This window comes from Pannus brasiliensis CCIBt3594 (assembly GCF_036688125.1).
In the GTDB taxonomy this organism is placed as follows: domain Bacteria; phylum Cyanobacteriota; class Cyanobacteriia; order Cyanobacteriales; family Microcystaceae; genus Pannus; species Pannus brasiliensis.
Window position 1 is genome coordinate 12,333 of record NZ_JBAFSM010000016.1, and the last position, 15,572, is coordinate 27,904.

Consider the following 15,572-nt stretch of genomic DNA (forward strand, 5'->3'; position numbering starts at 1 on the left):
TCGGTTTTAAGTGTTTTGGAGATGAGTGACCATGACGATCACGCTTCCCGTTCCCGCGGCACGAAAAAAAGAGCGAGGCTGGATACCTCGTTCCCGAGTTCCGGCCCCGTTCCCCAAAATCTGGTGGCACACCCGCGCCCACGTTACGATTTTCGGGGTACTCGGTTTAATAACGCTTAGTTTGCTTTTCCTATTCTTTCACCGGGCGATCGATCGATCCCCTTTCTCCCGTTCCCGAAAACTCGCCCCCGCTACTCGAAAGTCATCATGTTCCCGATGAGGAGATCGGGACTGACGGCCACGAAATAGATAATCCCCGCGCCGAGAAGGACGATCGCCATACTAAACAAAATCACCCAGCGATCGGCGGGTTCGTAGGTATCCTCATCGATATCCCGTCTCACGCTGAAATAGTGCGCCGTACTGAGAAAAACGGTTAATAAACCGACTAAAGCGAATAATAATCCCAACTTCCAGCCGTAACCCGGTCGGGGGGTCATCGGTGGGTGAAAGGCGCGGAGACGGAGAATCACCATTCCGAACCCCATCAGGGCGATCGCCGTTCGCATCCAGGATAGATAGGTGCGTTCGTTGGCTAGATGATCCCGCACCCGATTCGGATTAATTTTCTTCGGTACGCCGGTTTCCTTCGTTTCGATCACGCTCGATCTCCAGAAAAATCACGAGGGAGAAAGGGAAAATCGCATCCTTTTTGACTCGACGGGGAGCGATCGAGCTTATTGGTGCTGTCCCTATAATACTGTAAACCGATAGAGAATTTGTAATAAAACTTGCGAGAGAATCCAAAGAAAACCCGATTAATTTTCTTGAATCGCGCGGTACATCCGAGGCTCTACATCTTTCTAATCAAAGGGTTTGGAGCGCGCGGATCGACTAACTATCGGATGATTTTTGAAAATCGGTATCAGACCGATTCCGAACCGTTTTCCCGATTGGACAACGCCCACAGATAACTCGTCCCTAACGCTAAAAAGGCGAGGGGGATATTTTCTTTGATGATAAAGACTCCTAGACCGATCAGGACGCAGGGAACGAAAGTAGCGCCCTGATCGTTGAGAAGGGTAGCGATCTGACTCCGCCAACCCCGCGCGCCCGCCGGCAGACTCGTTAATTTGTACGCGGTAAAACACCAGACCCCGACGAGAGATAAAAACACGCTGACGATCGCCATCAGGTTAGGTAGGCTACTACTGGCGAAGAGGGGGGTATAAACGCCGATATTGTCGCTCCCGTTGGCGACGGTCAGGGCCGCCACGCCGAAGGTTTGCGGGGAAAGCCAACGACCGAGAGGGAAACGGTTCACCGCTCCAGCATCGATCTCGACATTTTCTTCTTCTCCATCCTCTCCTTTTACCAGAGCCATAATTCCGAGAATGACGGGAATCAGGCCGAGATAACGAATCCATTCCACGGGAATCAGGAAACTACCGCAAAATCCCGTCAGGCTGGCCACGAGAAGCAGGCTAAAACCTAAATACTGACCGATGACGATATGACGGCGACGGAAAAGCGGATTGACTCGCGTGAAAAGAAGGGTCAGGATCAGGATGTCATCGAGGTTGGTGGCGATAAAGGCCGCTACACCGGTAGTTATGGCGGTAATAATCTGGGTCATCGTGTTTTCGGGGAATGGCTCTCGGCTTTAAATCTCTGAACTCATCTTTTACTGTAGGGAGAGAAATTTATAAAATCAAATATTCTTTTTTGTCGTTTTGATAATTTAAAATGATTGAAAGACCGCGACCATCCACAGCAGACCTATGGCGAGAATGACCCTAGACCAACTAGACATCTTTCTAGCGGTAGCCGAACATCTCCATTTCACCCGCGCCGCGGAAGCGTTGTATATCACGCAACCGGCGGTTAGCGCGGCGATCGCCAGCCTGGAAACGGAGTACGGGGTAAAGTTATTCCACCGGGTCGGCCGTCACATCGAGATCACGGAAACGGGACGATTGTTAGAACGCGAGGCGCGGCAGATTCTCGATCGAGTGACCCTAACCGAGCGGGGTCTACGAGAACTGAATAATCTACAACGGGGCGAGTTGAAGTTAGGATCGAGTCTGACGATCGGCAACTATTGGCTACCGGAAAAGATTAGCGATTTCCAGTCACAGTATCCGGCGATCGTGATTAATTGTACCCTCGCGAATACGGAGGAAATCTGTATCGGAACCGCGAACGGACGTTTCGATATAGCCTTAATCGAGGGAGAGGTCAAGAAAGATTTAGAAAATTGTTTGGAGCGCGATATTATCGGGAGCGATCGATTGGTGATTATTGTCGGTCGTTCCCATCCTTGGTACGAACGGGAGTCGATCGAACTGCCGGAATTGATGGAAACCGATTGGGTGATGCGGGAATCGGGTTCGGGAACACAACAGCGATTCGAGGAAGCTTTATCGAATTGGGGGATCGATCTCGATCGCTTGAAGGTGACGTTAGTATTAAATACGGGGGAGATGGTGAAAGCGATCGTCGAGAATAGTCATTCCGCGGCGGGAATTTCCGAGTTGATGGTGAAGAAAGAGTTGGAGTTGGGGACATTGCGATCGATCCGCGTGGTCGATCGATCGGGCGATTCTCCCCGTACTTTAGAATTCATCCGCCCTTTCCTCAAGATCAAGCACAACCAACGCTTTCAAACCCGCATCTGTCAAGTTTTCGAGCAGATGTTGTAAGAGTGTAACAATAAAGTAGTGATTACAAAAAATTAACAAAAGCACAAAATCGATTTTATATGCTATAATAGCTTTCGATTTTAAAAGCCCTTGATTTGCCTATGCCATTAACTCCTCTTGAATGGTTTACAAACGGTAAAATACAACGGTTATTAAAAGATGAGGATGAAGATGAGGATGAAGATGAGGATGAAGATGAGGATATAAATAGAAATTCATTAGATATTTTCGGATGGCACAGCTATTATCTATGCGATCGCGAATTTTTCGAGCTTCCACAAATAGCAGGAATTTACGCATACGTTCACGAGTGCGATCCGCAAATTCTTTATGTGGGACAAGCCCAAAATATTGGAAAAAGAGCCTTTAGTATGAGACACCATAAATTAAAATGGATAATTAATCATTACGAAAGATGTATTTTTGCATCTCACGATCGTGCAAATGTTTATAATGACATATGTGTTTATTATAAAGAAGTAAATTCAAAGCAGTTTAATACTTCTTTGAAAAGAAGTTTAACTTGGTGTGAGTCGATTTCTATTGGTCTATTAAGACCAGTATTTCAAGACAATGTTTCTGACATGGAAATTTTTAGAGTGTAGAAGTTGGTCATAATTTTCGAGTCCGTTTAATGCGTTTGTTGTTCCATTCATGGAAAGTTTGGAAAAATAGTAAAATCAGGAGTCGTACAAAATCTTATGACACCATCCGAACTATTCCCCGCGCTGAGAAACTTAACCCGTGCGGACAAGCTAAAAGTCATGCAATTTTTGGTCGCGGAACTAGCGAAAGAAGAAGAACCCGCTTTAATACCGGGAGCTACCTATTCGATTGTATCCCCTATCAACTCCCATGAAGCGGCTCATAAACTCGCTCAACTTTTAGAATCTAGATGATAACGATAACTAACACGAGCCTCTGAAAAAACATGACCGCAGATAATCCAGAGTTAGAAGACGATTTACGAGCAGAGTACGATTTGACACGTTTACGGATCAGAAGGCTAGGAGCGGCAAGAAAAGGTTTCGGTGGAACAGTCACCCAACAGTTAAATGCCGTGTACGCCGAGGAAGATAGCCATTTAGCTTCTGCACTCGCACAACTACAAACTCGAACTCTATCCGAGGACAATGATGATATAAACCCGTAACTGTCAACATCGATCTGAATTGTTAAATTAGGTGCAAAAATGACTACAATTCTTAATAAGCCCTCTTCGCTAATTCATGAAGTCCAGATCGAGAAAGTCGGAAACTGGAGTTTATTCAAATTCAGCGAGCCCCTGCAACTCCGCATGGAGAGCCTTCTAGAAAAGAAAAAAGCCGATCGACTAACCGCCGACGAGATCGATGAACTAGAAGCGATCGGGGAGTTAGATCGCATCTTCACCCATATTAACGCTATGCTCGCCGCTCAAAATGCCGATTAGCGATGAAATCAAGCGGGCTATCCGAGAACGCGCTAACTATGTATGCGAGTATTGCCATTCTCCAGAACGGTTGAGCGCCAATCGATTTACGTTCGATCACATCATTCCGAGATCTTTGGGGGGTTCCGATCATAGCGATAATCTCGCTCTAGCCTGTCGTCGCTGTAACGAGAGACGTTACAATTTCGTTGCGGGTATCGATCCAGAAACTCAAGAGATCGTCCCTCTTTTTAATCCCCGTCGGCAAGAGTGGAGAGAACATTTTATTTGGCTCGATCGGGGTATTGTTATTCAAGGAATCACGGCGATCGGTCGCGCTACCTGTATCCGTCTCGATCTGAACGATACTCGTTACCCAGAAAATGACTCGATTCGAGAAACGAGACGATTCTGGCTGAAAATTGGTTTACATCCCCCGTCAGATGATCCGATCCAGTTTTAGTGTACCTAAGCTCTCGGAACCGGACACGATCGAATTTCAAGCCGTCTGTAATAACCGCCAACTAACCGAGACGAGAAGACCGTAAATTAAAATCTGTAGCGCGTTTTTCGGTAAAAACTGGCATAATCTCGCCCCGACCAGTACCCCCGGTAGCGCGCCCAACCAGATCGGCAGAACGATCGACCAGTCCACCGTCCCCAACCCTAGATGACCGATCGAGGTACAGGTTAACAGGATCGACGCTTGGGAAATATCCGTCCCCACCAACTTCCGCGCGTCCAGTTGGAAAAAAGTCATCAACACCAGCGCGAATAAAGAACCGCTCGAAATACTCGTTAATCCCACCAGATAGCCCAGAATCGCGCCTAGAACGATCGCTATCGTCCGGCCCGATCGAGTGTCTAAATTCAACTTCGGTAAAGAGATCGATCGCGCGCTCGGAAAAAGGAGGGAGATCAGCAGATCGATCGCCGCGAGCGCGGTCACGATCAACAGGACGAGGCCGATCGCGCGGGGGAGAACCCGATCGAGATCCCAGAAGACACTGTGCTGGAAATAGCGGAAAGTAACCAATCCTAGCAGAGAACCAGGGACACTCCCGATCGCCAACCACTTCACCACCGCGAACTCGATCGTTTTCTGTTGCCAGTGACGGACACTTCCCACCACCTTCATCAAACCCGCGGCCACCACATCGGAACCCACGGCCGTGGTCGCCGGAACCTGAAACACGAAGATCAGCATCGGCGTGATCAGCGAAGCCCCGCCGATTCCCGTTAATCCGACAATAATCCCGACAAAAAAGCTTAATACAGCCAATAAAGAATAATCCATACCCCCTCTCACGCTCCTAGCAATGGGAAAAACCGTGCGCGCCCCTGTTTCCGTCGTTCCCGTATCACCCTTCCTCCGATAAATACAAAAAATATATCGACTAAATGTATTTTACCAGGAAAGGTAAAATAAAATACGATAGATCGATAGACTTTTGCGATTATCCTGTAGGATCTCGACGCAGACGCACCGGTAACGTTCCGTGTCCCGCGCCGGTTTTTAGTGGTATCTTGAGAGATAACCCATTATTCCGATCGAGTTTTTGTAAAATACGTTACCGTTCACGCGGAGAGGAATAGAGTCAGTGAGTATCGTTATCGATCGAGTCTCCAAACGCTTCGGAGCCTACCAAGCTCTAGAAAACATCAACCTAGAAATCAAACCGAATAGCCTCGTCGCGCTGTTAGGGCCTTCCGGTTCGGGCAAAACCACCCTTCTCAGAGCGATCGCCGGACTCGAACCGCCGGACACCGGACGGATCATTATCAACGGTCGGGATGCGACCGATCTGAACGTTCGGAAACGCAATATCGGCTTCGTCTTCCAACACTACGCCCTCTTTAAACACCTCACCGTCCGCCAGAATATCGCCTTCGGGCTAAAGATCCGCAAATCCTCGCCGGCCTATATTAAGGAACGGGTAGAGAACTTACTCGCGTTGATCCAATTGCAAGGATTGGGCGATCGCTATCCGGCGCAACTATCGGGAGGCCAACGGCAGAGGGTCGCCCTCGCGCGCGCATTAGCGGTCGAACCCGATGTATTACTCCTCGATGAACCCTTCGGCGCGCTCGATGCCAAGGTACGGAAAGAACTCCGCGCGTGGTTGCGACAATTGCACGAGGAAGTCCACGTTACCAGCGTTTTCGTCACCCACGACCAAGAGGAAGCGATGGAGGTGGCCGACGAAATCGTAATTTTTAACGAGGGGAAAATCGAGCAGGTGGGAACCCCGGCGCAGATTTACGATCATCCCGCATCCCCCTTCGTGATGAGTTTTATCGGACAGGTGAACGTCCTCCCGCCGACCGCCGCGCTTTTCGAGAACACCGAAGAAATTTCGGGAGGGGAAACCGTTTTTATCCGTCCCCACGATCTGGAGGTACTTCCCTTTCCCGCGGAAGCCACCGTTACCGCCTCGATCGCGCGGATTATCCATCTCGGTTGGGCGGTCGATGTAGAATTAGCCTTACCCGATCGCTCTCTCGTCATCGCCCACCTCGATCGGGAACAACTCGCGAACCTGAATATCGAGGTCGGGAATCAAGTTCACGTTCGTCCCCGCGGCGCTCGCGTTTTCGCGGAAACCAACGAGACGAATTACCGGTAAGAAATGTGTTTTTACCCTATCGTTACGGAATAATCTCGCTCTCGGTCTTGTTTTTTCCGCTCCTCTAGCTCTAGGGATGTTTTCAGGGCTAATAGCTCGTAGGGATCGATCGGGGAATACTCGCGGGCGATCCTCCCCTCGTGGAGGACGAGGGCACGATCGCAGATCTCTCGCGCTATCTCTAAATGGCGGGTGGCGAGGAGAATTGTGGCTCCAAAAAGATCGGCTCGCTGTCGTAACCAGGAACTCGATCGCTGACGGATGACGGGATCGAGAAGATCGAAGGGTTCATCGAGCAGTAGAATGTCGGGTTCGATCGCCATTACCCGACCCAACGCGAGGCGATGGCGATGGCCGGCGGAGAGTTTACCCGGATACCGATCGCCTAGTGCCTGTAAATTCAAAAATTGAAGCACTTCCTCCACCTTTTCCCGAATTTCCCGTTTCGAGCGGTGGCGGATCTGTAAACCGAAGGCGATATTCTCGCGGACGGTTAATTTCTCGAACGGGGCGGGATGCGCGTAGACCGTTCGGGAAGAAGTTTCGACGCTACCGCTATCGGCGGTTTCTAGACCCGCTAACAGCCGTAGAAGAGAGGTTTTCCCCGACCCGGAAATCCCCGTCAGAGCGACGATCGAACCGGGGAGAACCCGAAAGTTAACTCGATCGAGAATGGGATCGCCCGCGATTCGCTTGGAGACATTTTCCACAAAGATAGACATAACTTTTTCGCTCCAAGACAGGGATAGGAATGTCGGAAACGAATTAGAAGAGAGTCGGATCGACACCGATCGCGTCTTCCCCGTCCGCGCCACGGAGGTTCGCTCCCTCTAGTGTAGCGTCGGTCAGATTGACTTTTTCCAGATCGGCTTCTTGCAGGTCGGCCCCGGATAGATTCGCTCCTTGCAGGTCGGATTTCTCCAGATCCGCGCCGAAAAGATTCGCGCCCGTTAAATCTGCTCCCGCGAGGGCGGTTTTCCCGAGATCGGCCCCGGATAGGTTCGCGCCTTTCAGATTCGCGCCCTCTAGATTCGTTCTTTCGAGGTCGGCCCCGCTAAGGTTCGCGCCTTCCAGATTGGCCGAGCGCAGATTCAGATCTTTCAGACTAACACCGCCGAAATCGCACCCGACACAGGCGTTCGTTTCCCGTAAGGTTTGAAGATTATCTTTGACCGGGGGAATCGGGGCGACTACGGGAGGGGGAGTGACCACCGGCGCGGTCACGGGAGCGGTCACGGGAGTTGCGGTCGTCGCGTCTAATCTAGCCGCTCTCGCGGCCGGCCCGAAAAGGGAAAAACTGACGAGTAGGGTGATAAGGAGCGCTCCCAGAATACGGCGGCAGGAAGTCGATAGTTGTTTCATGATGGTTTTCCTCGATAGAGAATCGGTGTTTCGGTTTCGCTCGATCGAGCGCCTGCCTTTACTGTAGAGAGGTTTTTTCATAAAAACAAATATTCTTATTTTTTAAATTGATAAATTTAATTTATTCAGCGACGAGAGAAGCAAAATTTTATAATCACTTTTATTTATTAATATGACAACTAAGAATATTTGATTTTATGAATTACGCTTCTTAAGATGAACTTGTACCCGAACCAACCGGAAAACATTCGGGAAAGGAAGGAAAGATGACCCTAGCGCGTCCCCGACAGACCCCCGTCGAGCGGGAAAAACCGATAATTCACGCCCGCCAAGAACGAACTCCCGGCGATCGCCCCGCGAAAACGTCCCCCGATCGCGATAATCTCCCGACGAAAGCCCCCGAAACCGTTTCAACCTCGAAATTGACGTTCGGGCAGAAACTCGCCGACGCGATGGCCGCGAGAGTGGGTTCCTGGACGTTCGTGATCGGTCAGACGGTGGTATTGACCGGATGGATCGGCGCGAATACCATCCCCGGACTCCCCCACTGGGACGAATCGCCCTTTATCCTACTCAATCTGATGTTTTCTTTCGCCTCGGCCTATACCGCGCCGGTAGTGCTGATGAGTCAGAACCGGCAATCCGACGAAGAACGCGAACAGGCCGCTAACAATCATCTCGTCAATGTACGAACCGCCGAAAGTATCGAATTATTGCACCGCAAGATCGACGAACTGCAAGCCCGACTCTCGATCGCCGACAACGCGACCGTAGCGGAAGAAAAAAACGTTTCCACCCGAATAGAGGAAAAAACGACCGTCAATTCCCTCCCTCTCGTCACTTTCGACGGAGTTCTCTTTAAACCCCTACCGATCGCCCCCCCGTCCCCTAATCAGGCGTTAAATCTATACCGACAACTGGAATCCGACGAACTGTAAATAGTTGAATCTCCCTATCCACCGTACAGGAGCGCGCACGAGCGATGTTATCCGGTTTACACGATCGCCTCGCGGAAAATCTATCTCTAGAAACTTTCGGAATCATTCTCGCATTAGTCGTTTTAGAAACGATCCTCTCGGCCGATAATGCCGTCGCCCTCGCCACCTTAGTCCGAGAGATTCCCGATCGCCGACAACAACGCCACGCTTTAAACTGGGGATTGACGGGCGCGTTTCTCCTAAGAATCGTCATGTTATTAACCGCAAGTTGGACGGTACGGTTCTGGCAGATAGAAGCGATCGGTGCGGTTTACCTTTTGTGGTTAGCGGGAAAACATTTTTGGAATAAATTTACCGGGGAGAACCCGGAAGAAAACGAACTTTCCGCGACGGGGATCGATTCTTTCGGCCGCGTGGTTGTTCTGATCGCCTTTACCGATCTCGCCTTCTCTCTCGATAGTGTGACAACGGCGATCGCCCTGTCCGATCGCTTATGGATTCTCCTGACGGGAGGGATTCTGGGAGTGTTAGCCCTGCGATTTTTAACCGGTTTGTTCCTCCGATGGTTGGCCGAATTCGTCTATCTTCAGGATGCCGCGTATTTAACCGTTTTGGGAGTGGGAGGGAAATTACTCGTGAAAGCTTGTCATCCCGCTTATTTACCCCCGGAATGGATGGTATTAATCTTAGTCGCGACGATCTTAACGTGGGGATTTTCCAAACGCGTCGTTATCGAACTAGAATGAATAATTTTTCGAGGGAATGTTGATAAAGTCCATTCTATTTACCGCGATGATCCTGCTTTGTCTCGCGTTCTATCTCCCCGCTCTAGCCGATGGATTTCCTAATAACCCGAATCCACGAGCGCTATCGATCGGTCAGCGCGTGATCTGGAACTATCAAGCTCGATCGGATTTCGAGGAAGTCCGGAAAATCCCCGCCGAAGTCGTGCGACTAGGAAGCAAACGCGTCCGGATTAAGGTACGTCAGAAAAACGGGGAATTCGTCCACCGTTGGGTTAGCGAGAGCAAGTTAGAAATTCGAGTTCCCTAGCCATTTCCCGCCCGATCGACCGCGCCTCTTTTCCCGAAATTCTTGGACAAAATTATTTTTTCCCGGATCGTGACTCGTTATACCTCTTCCAGGGAGTTCACCGTGGCATAATCTCTTTATATACAAAAAGTCGATGGGCTTTGTGTATATCGATTGTTTACCGCGGAGACTCCCTTGAAAGACACTACCCGGATTCTACCCGTGAAACCGCCCCCGATCGCCCCCGCCACGCTTTCGGCGAGCGATCTGGCGGCCCGTCTTTTCCCGAACGTTGTCGCTTGTTCCTCTGTCTGTCGTCACTGTCGGTTCTATAACTTTCAGGGACGGGGAAACGGTTACTGTCAACGTTTGGGAGTACCTGTCCGCGGTAACTGGCGCGTTTGCAGTCTGGCCTGTTCGCCCTTCGCCCCCTCGTGGGAAGGGGTAGAGGATCACGGGCGCTAAACGGAGCATCTTATCCGATTCCTTCCACATCGATCGTCTTCGCCCCGTTTCCGACGCGCTCGGACGGGGTTTTTAGTCGAATCCGACGGTTTCTAGTCCCCCGATATCGGGATTGATGGCCACGAAATAGAGAATTCCCGCGCCGAGACAGGCTATCGCCAAACTGAAGTAGATTATCCAAACCCCGGCGGGTTCGTAGGTATCGGTATCGATCGCCCGACGGACGCGAAAATAATTTCCCGTCGCGATCACGACCGTTACCAGCCCGACGATAGCGAATAGGAATCCCAAGATCCAACCGAGATTGACGACGGGAACGGAACCCGACCGTAGACGGAGGATCACCATGCCGAACCCCATCAGGGCGATCGAGCCGCGCATCCACGATTGATACGTTCGCTCGTTCGCGGAATGATCCCGCCAGCGATCGGCGTTAAATTTTTTCCGGTTATTTTTCTCTCGCGATAAAAATAGCATCGGTAAAATCCGCTTTAATAATTGATGTAATTCTACTACAGCGTTTCTTGAATACTCGGGGGACATTCGGTTTATTTTATTAATTCGGAACGAGATGAATTTATCCTTTATTGTCCGCCGGCCTCCCTAACCCCTGATTTCTGTATCTTGTCTACAAGAAACGGCTGTAATTGATTCACCGTTGCCAATCGACAAAAGATTACCGTTTCGCCGTTTTCACCCCGCGCTCGAACAGAGATCGGGTCAGATCGATCGTCTCTAACGTATTTTCGCCCGTGACGAGGGGAAGATTTCCGTTCCAGCGATCGATCGTTTTGTTCCGCAGGATTTCCGGGGTTAAGGAATCTTGCAGAATCCGATAGGCTTCCGCTTCCCCGCGGGCGAGATTGATTTTCGCTTCCGATTCTTTGATCGCTTTCAATACGGCGAAACCCGCTTTTTTCGCTTCCTGTTCGGCGATCTGTTTCGCTTCTACCGCGTCGGTAAACCGCTCGGAAAAGTTGACATGAACGAGGGAGATGTCATCGACCCCGATATGATAGTGTTGCAATCTTTCGGTCAAACGTCGATCGACCTCTCCTTTGACTTCCTCGCGCTTGGTGATTAATTCCTCGGCGGTATATTTAGCCATCACCGCCTTGAGAATTTCCTCTACCGCGGGATCGATCACCCGATCGATCACCGTCGTCTCATCGCCGATCTGTTGAAAGATGCGATTGACCTCCATCGGTAAAATATGCCAGTTTAGCGCGACATCCGCGAACACTTCCTGTAAATCTTTCGAGGATGCTTCCGCCGATATCTGTTGTTTTTGAATACGGACGCTGAGTTTTCTCACCGTGTTCACCACGGGAATAATTCCGTGAATTCCCTCGTTCAAAATTCGTTCCTGTACTTGACCGAACACCATTAAAACCCCTCTTTCTCCCGCGTTGACGATCACGAAAGGGTTAAAAATAATCCCTAAAATTATTAGGATAAAAACAAAATTTATCGATCTAGCGAATAGACGATTTTTCGGCATAAGCTACGCGGGAAACAGTATACGATAGGATTCGCTCTCGAACAATATATAAATTCCGAGAAAGATATACACCCAAGGAATAATTTTATGTCCGTATTCCGCTAATAACTTAGCGATTTTAGGATGGGTGATCAGGAAATAGGCGAGCGCGCACCAAATGCCGAGCATAATATAAAAGATGCCCACGATAATCGAAACGTCGATCGGGCGATTGTTGGCGAAAAGGGAAACGTAAATCCCGATATTATCGCCCCCGTTGGCCACCGTTACCGCGGCGACGTGATAGGTACGCGGGGGAATCCGGGAGAAAAAGGAACGCCATCTCGATCGACTTTCCGCGGGAGTGAGATCGATCGATACCTCTTGAACCTCGTCTTCCGAGGGGTCGAGCAATTGTTTCACCCCGATCGCCAGAGGAACGAACCCCAATAATCCGATCCATTTTTTAGAAATAAATAGACCGAAGATTATCCCGATCGAACTCGCCAGCAAGATCAGCGTGAAGCCGAGATATTGACCGAAAACGATCTGCCGCGGTCGGAAGCTCGCGTTAGCCCGCGAGAAAAATAGCATTAGCACGATAATGTCATCGAGGTTCGTGGCCACGAAACTCGTCACCGAGGCGATCGATAACGCGAATAACCAATTCATCGGCGCGATAGACAGAAAATCTCTTTCATCTTAAATCTCGTAGTGCCAGATCTCTTCCTCTCTCAGAAGAAGACGGTGGACGGGGAGACGCTCGATCGAACCCTGTTGTTCGAGACTATTGAGCGCGCGGGTGATCGTCACCCTCGTCGTTCCTAATAAATCGGCGAGATCCTGATGGGTGAGACGCACATCGATCAACTGTCCGGTCGTGGTCTGTTTCCCGAACTGATTCGCCAGCCAGCCCAAAAGTTTTAACAGCATCGTATCGGTGCGTTTATAGCTCCGGATGATCGTTAGCTCTTGACTTTGTTGTAGGTGTTCCGAGAGGATACCCGCCAATTGATGGTTATCCACGACGGGAAGCGAGATCGCCTGTACGGGAGACAGGCACTCGATCTGATAGGGGTCGATCTTGTCGAGGGTTTTGCCCACGAAGTTGCCAGGCCCCCACAGACCGAGAACGATCGGGGTTCCGTCTTCTAACCAAGTGGCGGTTCTCACGACCCCGCTCTCGATCTTCCAGAAATTCTGATTTCTCAGGGGCAGGATCGATCGATTATCGAAATGCCAGAGATGCGGGGTCGGGGGATAAGAGGCGATAGTCATGCTGGTAAACCCGGTAAAAGTGAATGATCGGATTAAATGCCCGCACCGTGAAGGAAATCCTCGATAACGGTGTCGGCGAGCGCTCTCGCGGTGTTCGGCGATTTTTTCGGGCCGGTTCGTAGGCTCTCGATCTCCCGCTCCAAACATCGCGCGCGCTCGAAAAGCGATCGGATCGTCTCCGCTTGCCAATCCCGTCGCGCGTCGTCGGGGCGATCGCCGTTCGCCGGGACGAGCGGTTCGATGACCCGTCCCGGAACCCCGATCGCGGTTCGATTCGCGGGGACATCCCCTAAAACCACCGACCCGGCCCCGATATAAACGTCCTCGCCGATCGTGATATTTCCCAATACCCTCGCCCCCGGGCCGATAACGGTTCGATCGCCGATCGACGGATGGCGTTTGCCGGTCTCTTTACCCGTCCCTCCCAGGGTGACTCCCTCGCGGATCGTGACATGATCGCCGACGATCGCCGTTTCCCCGATCACGACTCCCATCCCGTGAACGCTCCGCACCCCCCGACCGATTCTCGCCCCCGGATGGATCTCGATGCCCGTCAGAAAACGGTTGACCCACGATAGCAAACGCGGCAAGAGGGGAAGACGCGCGAGATACAGGGCGCGCGCGAGATGGTGCAGGGCGAGCGCCTGTCTGCCGGGAGACAGGAACACTTCCTCGAAACGCTCGGCCGGGGTTAGGGAGCGGGTGGTCATGAGTTACAACCTCGGTTTGTCGTACACGTCTTTTGTACAATAATACAATAAGTTTATCGGAAATAAGAGTTTTTATTTTAAGGCTGACCTTGAATTGTTTTAAAATACGATAACTTGACCGATGTGCAGTATTTATTGATCGGAACTTTAGGAGAATCGTCATGAGCAGGAACGTTCAACGGGGGAAGACTCTGACCCCGCGATGGATGGAAAGTCGTTTCGCGGGTTTTCTCGCCCTAGTGCCAATACCTCTCGGTTAAGGATTTCCTGGAGTTTCTCGCCCACGAAATTGCGAGGGTTTCAGTATTCTTGTGAACGAGTGAATGGCGTTATCCGAGAAGTATTGGCCCTAGTGCTGGTGTGCTTCCTCGGTTTTTCTCTCGTTCCCCGATCGCCTCTAAGAAAGCGTTCGTAAATTAATGTAAAGAAGGTGGACGGGAGCGAAAAAAAAGTTGTAAGCCAGAAATAGAGAAAAAGAAAAGACAAGTCGATGGAAAGACAGCCCTATCCGTCCGATCTGACCGATGATGAGTGGGAAATCCTCAAACCCTTAATCCCTGTCCATCAAGGAGTTGGTCATCCGCGTACCGTAAATACGCGGGAAATTCTCAATGCGATTTTCTATTGGGTCGATAACGGGATCAAGTGGCGAGCCATGCCTCACGATCTACCGCCGTGGTCAACCGTATACGATTACTACAGTCACTGGGTCAAGACAGGTCTCTGGAAAAAGATGAATGACCATTTGGTAAAACTGGTCAGACGTAGTGAGGTCCGGGACGAAGAACCGAGCTTAGTTATAATAGATAGCCAATCAGTAAGAACGGCGGAAAAAAAGGGGATGAACAAGGCTTCGACGGGAATAAGAAAATAAAAGGTCGAAAACGCCATATAGTAGTGGATACTCTCGGATTAGTGCTAACTTGCTTTGTGAGTGCCGCCAATCTAGCTGATGTGAAAGCCGTCAGTACCGTTCTCGAACCCCTTTTGGAGGTTTCGGTCAGAGTGGAAAAAGTATTGGCCGATGGAGCGTATCAGGGAGAAGTCGGGGCCCGGCTCGAAGCCGCCCACCAATGCGTACTAGAGATCGCCGGAAAGTTGGGGGAAGGTTTTGTCGTCGCTCCCTGGCGATGGATAGTAGAGAGAACTTTGTCTTGGTTGGATAAATCTAGACGATTGTGCCGGGATTATGAGGAACTACCGGAGAATCATGAGGCAGTCGTTTTATTGCCATGATACGCCTAATGATTCGCCGTTTAACCGATAATCAACGACGAAGATTGAAGAAGGAGCCGAGCCACGCTTAATCTTCATTTACGAACGCTCTCTTAACCATGTCAGACCGAAAACTCCATGCGTTCATCACACGGCGGTTCTAGTGCGATACTCACCTAGTTTAATCGTTCCGTTATTCGCTGTTTTCGAGCCTCTAATATGGTGAGAGTTCGAGTTAAATTTTCGGTTTCCCGATGGATTCGATCGAGACGATCCGCGAAAAGTTCTTTCGAGGCTATTGTGGTTAGTATCATGACGGTTTATCCAATTACAAAAAAGCCCGTCGATCGGG

At 50.4% G+C, this 15,572-nt stretch carries 22 protein-coding genes; 12 read left to right on the forward strand and 10 right to left on the reverse strand.

Annotation, left to right across the window (positions count from 1 at the left end; genetic code table 11):
• Positions 1 to 251: 251 nt before the first annotated feature.
• Both V0288_RS10135 and V0288_RS10140 read right to left on the reverse strand, forming a co-directional pair.
• Entirely contained in the window at positions 252 to 659 is a 408-nt protein-coding gene (locus V0288_RS10135; RefSeq protein ID WP_422661956.1) for a YidH family protein, read from the reverse strand.
• 266 nt (positions 660 to 925) lie between these two features.
• The gene (locus V0288_RS10140; protein ID WP_332864971.1) at positions 926 to 1,636 is read right to left on the reverse strand and encodes a cadmium resistance transporter; all 711 of its coding nucleotides are present in this window, start codon (positions 1,634 to 1,636) and stop codon (positions 926 to 928) included.
• A gap of 145 nt (positions 1,637 to 1,781) precedes the next feature.
• On the opposite strand from V0288_RS10140, the gene V0288_RS10145 reads away from it, so the two are divergent.
• The 5 genes from V0288_RS10145 (at position 1,782) to V0288_RS10165 (ending at position 4,576) form a co-directional block, all read left to right on the forward strand.
• Positions 1,782 to 2,702 (forward strand): LysR substrate-binding domain-containing protein, encoded by a 921-nt coding sequence (locus V0288_RS10145; RefSeq protein WP_422661953.1) that lies wholly within the window; start codon positions 1,782 to 1,784, stop codon positions 2,700 to 2,702.
• 101 nt (positions 2,703 to 2,803) lie between these two features.
• Positions 2,804 to 3,307 (forward strand): hypothetical protein, encoded by a 504-nt coding sequence (locus tag V0288_RS10150; protein WP_332864973.1) that lies wholly within the window; start codon positions 2,804 to 2,806, stop codon positions 3,305 to 3,307.
• A gap of 326 nt (positions 3,308 to 3,633) precedes the next feature.
• Positions 3,634 to 3,855, forward strand: coding sequence for a hypothetical protein (locus V0288_RS10155; RefSeq protein ID WP_332864974.1), 222 nt, complete (start codon positions 3,634 to 3,636; stop codon positions 3,853 to 3,855).
• Between the two features lie 39 nt (positions 3,856 to 3,894).
• A complete protein-coding gene (locus tag V0288_RS10160; RefSeq protein ID WP_332864975.1) occupies positions 3,895 to 4,134 on the forward strand; it encodes a hypothetical protein in 240 nt (79 codons plus the stop codon).
• Entirely contained in the window at positions 4,124 to 4,576 is a 453-nt protein-coding gene (locus V0288_RS10165; RefSeq protein ID WP_332864976.1) for an HNH endonuclease, read from the forward strand. Before V0288_RS10160 ends, V0288_RS10165 begins: the two co-directional genes overlap by 11 nt.
• A gap of 36 nt (positions 4,577 to 4,612) precedes the next feature.
• Here V0288_RS10165 and V0288_RS10170 read toward each other — a convergent pair whose 3' ends face one another.
• Positions 4,613 to 5,410 carry a sulfite exporter TauE/SafE family protein gene (locus V0288_RS10170; protein ID WP_332864977.1) on the reverse strand — a complete coding sequence of 266 codons (798 nt, stop codon included), beginning with the start codon at positions 5,408 to 5,410 and terminating at the stop codon, positions 4,613 to 4,615.
• A gap of 304 nt (positions 5,411 to 5,714) precedes the next feature.
• On the opposite strand from V0288_RS10170, the gene V0288_RS10175 reads away from it, so the two are divergent.
• A complete protein-coding gene (locus V0288_RS10175; protein ID WP_332864978.1) occupies positions 5,715 to 6,740 on the forward strand; it encodes a sulfate/molybdate ABC transporter ATP-binding protein in 1,026 nt (341 codons plus the stop codon).
• Between the two features lie 11 nt (positions 6,741 to 6,751).
• On the opposite strand, the gene V0288_RS10180 is transcribed toward V0288_RS10175, so the two are convergent.
• Together V0288_RS10180 and V0288_RS10185 are read right to left on the reverse strand one after the other, a co-directional pair.
• Positions 6,752 to 7,462 carry an ATP-binding cassette domain-containing protein gene (locus tag V0288_RS10180; RefSeq protein WP_332864979.1) on the reverse strand — a complete coding sequence of 237 codons (711 nt, stop codon included), beginning with the start codon at positions 7,460 to 7,462 and terminating at the stop codon, positions 6,752 to 6,754.
• A 43-nt stretch (positions 7,463 to 7,505) separates the two neighbouring features.
• The gene (locus V0288_RS10185) at positions 7,506 to 8,102 is read right to left on the reverse strand and encodes a pentapeptide repeat-containing protein (protein ID WP_332864980.1); all 597 of its coding nucleotides are present in this window, start codon (positions 8,100 to 8,102) and stop codon (positions 7,506 to 7,508) included.
• 266 nt (positions 8,103 to 8,368) lie between these two features.
• Here V0288_RS10185 and V0288_RS10190 point away from each other — a divergent pair, with 266 nt between their 5' ends.
• The 4 genes from V0288_RS10190 to V0288_RS10205 all read left to right on the forward strand — a co-directional run bounded on the left by V0288_RS10190 (position 8,369) and on the right by V0288_RS10205 (position 10,537).
• Positions 8,369 to 9,040: a DUF1003 domain-containing protein gene (locus V0288_RS10190; RefSeq protein ID WP_332864981.1), complete on the forward strand. Its 672-nt coding sequence runs from the start codon at positions 8,369 to 8,371 to the stop codon at positions 9,038 to 9,040.
• Between the two features lie 44 nt (positions 9,041 to 9,084).
• On the forward strand, positions 9,085 to 9,786 hold the full coding sequence (locus tag V0288_RS10195) for a TerC family protein (RefSeq protein WP_332864982.1): 702 nt from the start codon (positions 9,085 to 9,087) through the stop codon (positions 9,784 to 9,786).
• 16 nt (positions 9,787 to 9,802) lie between these two features.
• Positions 9,803 to 10,093 (forward strand): hypothetical protein, encoded by a 291-nt coding sequence (locus V0288_RS10200; protein ID WP_332864983.1) that lies wholly within the window; start codon positions 9,803 to 9,805, stop codon positions 10,091 to 10,093.
• Positions 10,094 to 10,267: 174 nt separating this feature from the next.
• Positions 10,268 to 10,537, forward strand: a complete 270-nt coding sequence (locus V0288_RS10205) for a hypothetical protein (RefSeq protein WP_332864984.1) — start codon at positions 10,268 to 10,270, stop codon at positions 10,535 to 10,537.
• Positions 10,538 to 10,609: 72 nt separating this feature from the next.
• Here V0288_RS10205 and V0288_RS10210 read toward each other — a convergent pair whose 3' ends face one another.
• From V0288_RS10210 to epsC, 5 genes are all read right to left on the reverse strand, one after another.
• Positions 10,610 to 11,014, reverse strand: a complete 405-nt coding sequence (locus V0288_RS10210; protein WP_332864985.1) for a YidH family protein — start codon at positions 11,012 to 11,014, stop codon at positions 10,610 to 10,612.
• A 199-nt stretch (positions 11,015 to 11,213) separates the two neighbouring features.
• Positions 11,214 to 12,038 (reverse strand): prohibitin family protein, encoded by an 825-nt coding sequence (locus V0288_RS10215; RefSeq protein WP_332864986.1) that lies wholly within the window; start codon positions 12,036 to 12,038, stop codon positions 11,214 to 11,216.
• A 3-nt stretch (positions 12,039 to 12,041) separates the two neighbouring features.
• Entirely contained in the window at positions 12,042 to 12,689 is a 648-nt protein-coding gene (locus V0288_RS10220; protein ID WP_332864987.1) for a cadmium resistance transporter, read from the reverse strand.
• A gap of 30 nt (positions 12,690 to 12,719) precedes the next feature.
• Positions 12,720 to 13,295, reverse strand: coding sequence for a Crp/Fnr family transcriptional regulator (locus tag V0288_RS10225; protein WP_332864988.1), 576 nt, complete (start codon positions 13,293 to 13,295; stop codon positions 12,720 to 12,722).
• A 32-nt stretch (positions 13,296 to 13,327) separates the two neighbouring features.
• Positions 13,328 to 14,005, reverse strand: a complete 678-nt coding sequence (epsC, locus tag V0288_RS10230) for a serine O-acetyltransferase EpsC (RefSeq protein ID WP_332864989.1) — start codon at positions 14,003 to 14,005, stop codon at positions 13,328 to 13,330.
• A gap of 490 nt (positions 14,006 to 14,495) precedes the next feature.
• Between epsC and V0288_RS10235 the strand changes: the two genes are divergently transcribed.
• Both V0288_RS10235 and V0288_RS10240 read left to right on the forward strand, forming a co-directional pair.
• Positions 14,496 to 14,879, forward strand: coding sequence for an IS5 family transposase (locus tag V0288_RS10235; protein ID WP_332864990.1), 384 nt, complete (start codon positions 14,496 to 14,498; stop codon positions 14,877 to 14,879).
• Positions 14,880 to 14,896: 17 nt separating this feature from the next.
• Complete coding sequence (locus V0288_RS10240; RefSeq protein ID WP_332865047.1) at positions 14,897 to 15,241, forward strand: transposase; 345 nt, start codon at positions 14,897 to 14,899, stop codon at positions 15,239 to 15,241.
• The last annotated feature ends 331 nt before the right edge of the window (positions 15,242 to 15,572 follow it).

Bases quoted from the DNA above. Each gene is read 5' to 3' on its own strand.
- V0288_RS10140 (WP_332864971.1), bottom strand. From the start codon at position 1,636: ATGACCCAGATTATTACCGCCATAACTACCGGTGTAGCGGCCTTTATC.
- V0288_RS10145 (WP_422661953.1), top strand. From the start codon at position 1,782: ATGGCGAGAATGACCCTAGACCAACTAGACATCTTTCTAGCGGTAGCC.
- V0288_RS10150 (WP_332864973.1), top strand. From the start codon at position 2,804: ATGCCATTAACTCCTCTTGAATGGTTTACAAACGGTAAAATACAACGG.
- V0288_RS10155 (WP_332864974.1), top strand. From the start codon at position 3,634: ATGACCGCAGATAATCCAGAGTTAGAAGACGATTTACGAGCAGAGTAC.
- V0288_RS10160 (WP_332864975.1), top strand. From the start codon at position 3,895: ATGACTACAATTCTTAATAAGCCCTCTTCGCTAATTCATGAAGTCCAG.
- V0288_RS10165 (WP_332864976.1), top strand. From the start codon at position 4,124: ATGCCGATTAGCGATGAAATCAAGCGGGCTATCCGAGAACGCGCTAAC.
- V0288_RS10170 (WP_332864977.1), bottom strand. From the start codon at position 5,410: ATGGATTATTCTTTATTGGCTGTATTAAGCTTTTTTGTCGGGATTATT.
- V0288_RS10180 (WP_332864979.1), bottom strand. From the start codon at position 7,462: ATGTCTATCTTTGTGGAAAATGTCTCCAAGCGAATCGCGGGCGATCCC.
- V0288_RS10185 (WP_332864980.1), bottom strand. From the start codon at position 8,102: ATGAAACAACTATCGACTTCCTGCCGCCGTATTCTGGGAGCGCTCCTT.
- V0288_RS10190 (WP_332864981.1), top strand. From the start codon at position 8,369: ATGACCCTAGCGCGTCCCCGACAGACCCCCGTCGAGCGGGAAAAACCG.
- V0288_RS10195 (WP_332864982.1), top strand. From the start codon at position 9,085: ATGTTATCCGGTTTACACGATCGCCTCGCGGAAAATCTATCTCTAGAA.
- V0288_RS10200 (WP_332864983.1), top strand. From the start codon at position 9,803: ATGTTGATAAAGTCCATTCTATTTACCGCGATGATCCTGCTTTGTCTC.
- V0288_RS10210 (WP_332864985.1), bottom strand. From the start codon at position 11,014: ATGCTATTTTTATCGCGAGAGAAAAATAACCGGAAAAAATTTAACGCC.
- V0288_RS10215 (WP_332864986.1), bottom strand. From the start codon at position 12,038: ATGCCGAAAAATCGTCTATTCGCTAGATCGATAAATTTTGTTTTTATC.
- V0288_RS10220 (WP_332864987.1), bottom strand. From the start codon at position 12,689: ATGAATTGGTTATTCGCGTTATCGATCGCCTCGGTGACGAGTTTCGTG.
- V0288_RS10225 (WP_332864988.1), bottom strand. From the start codon at position 13,295: ATGACTATCGCCTCTTATCCCCCGACCCCGCATCTCTGGCATTTCGAT.
- epsC (WP_332864989.1), bottom strand. From the start codon at position 14,005: ATGACCACCCGCTCCCTAACCCCGGCCGAGCGTTTCGAGGAAGTGTTC.
- V0288_RS10235 (WP_332864990.1), top strand. From the start codon at position 14,496: ATGGAAAGACAGCCCTATCCGTCCGATCTGACCGATGATGAGTGGGAA.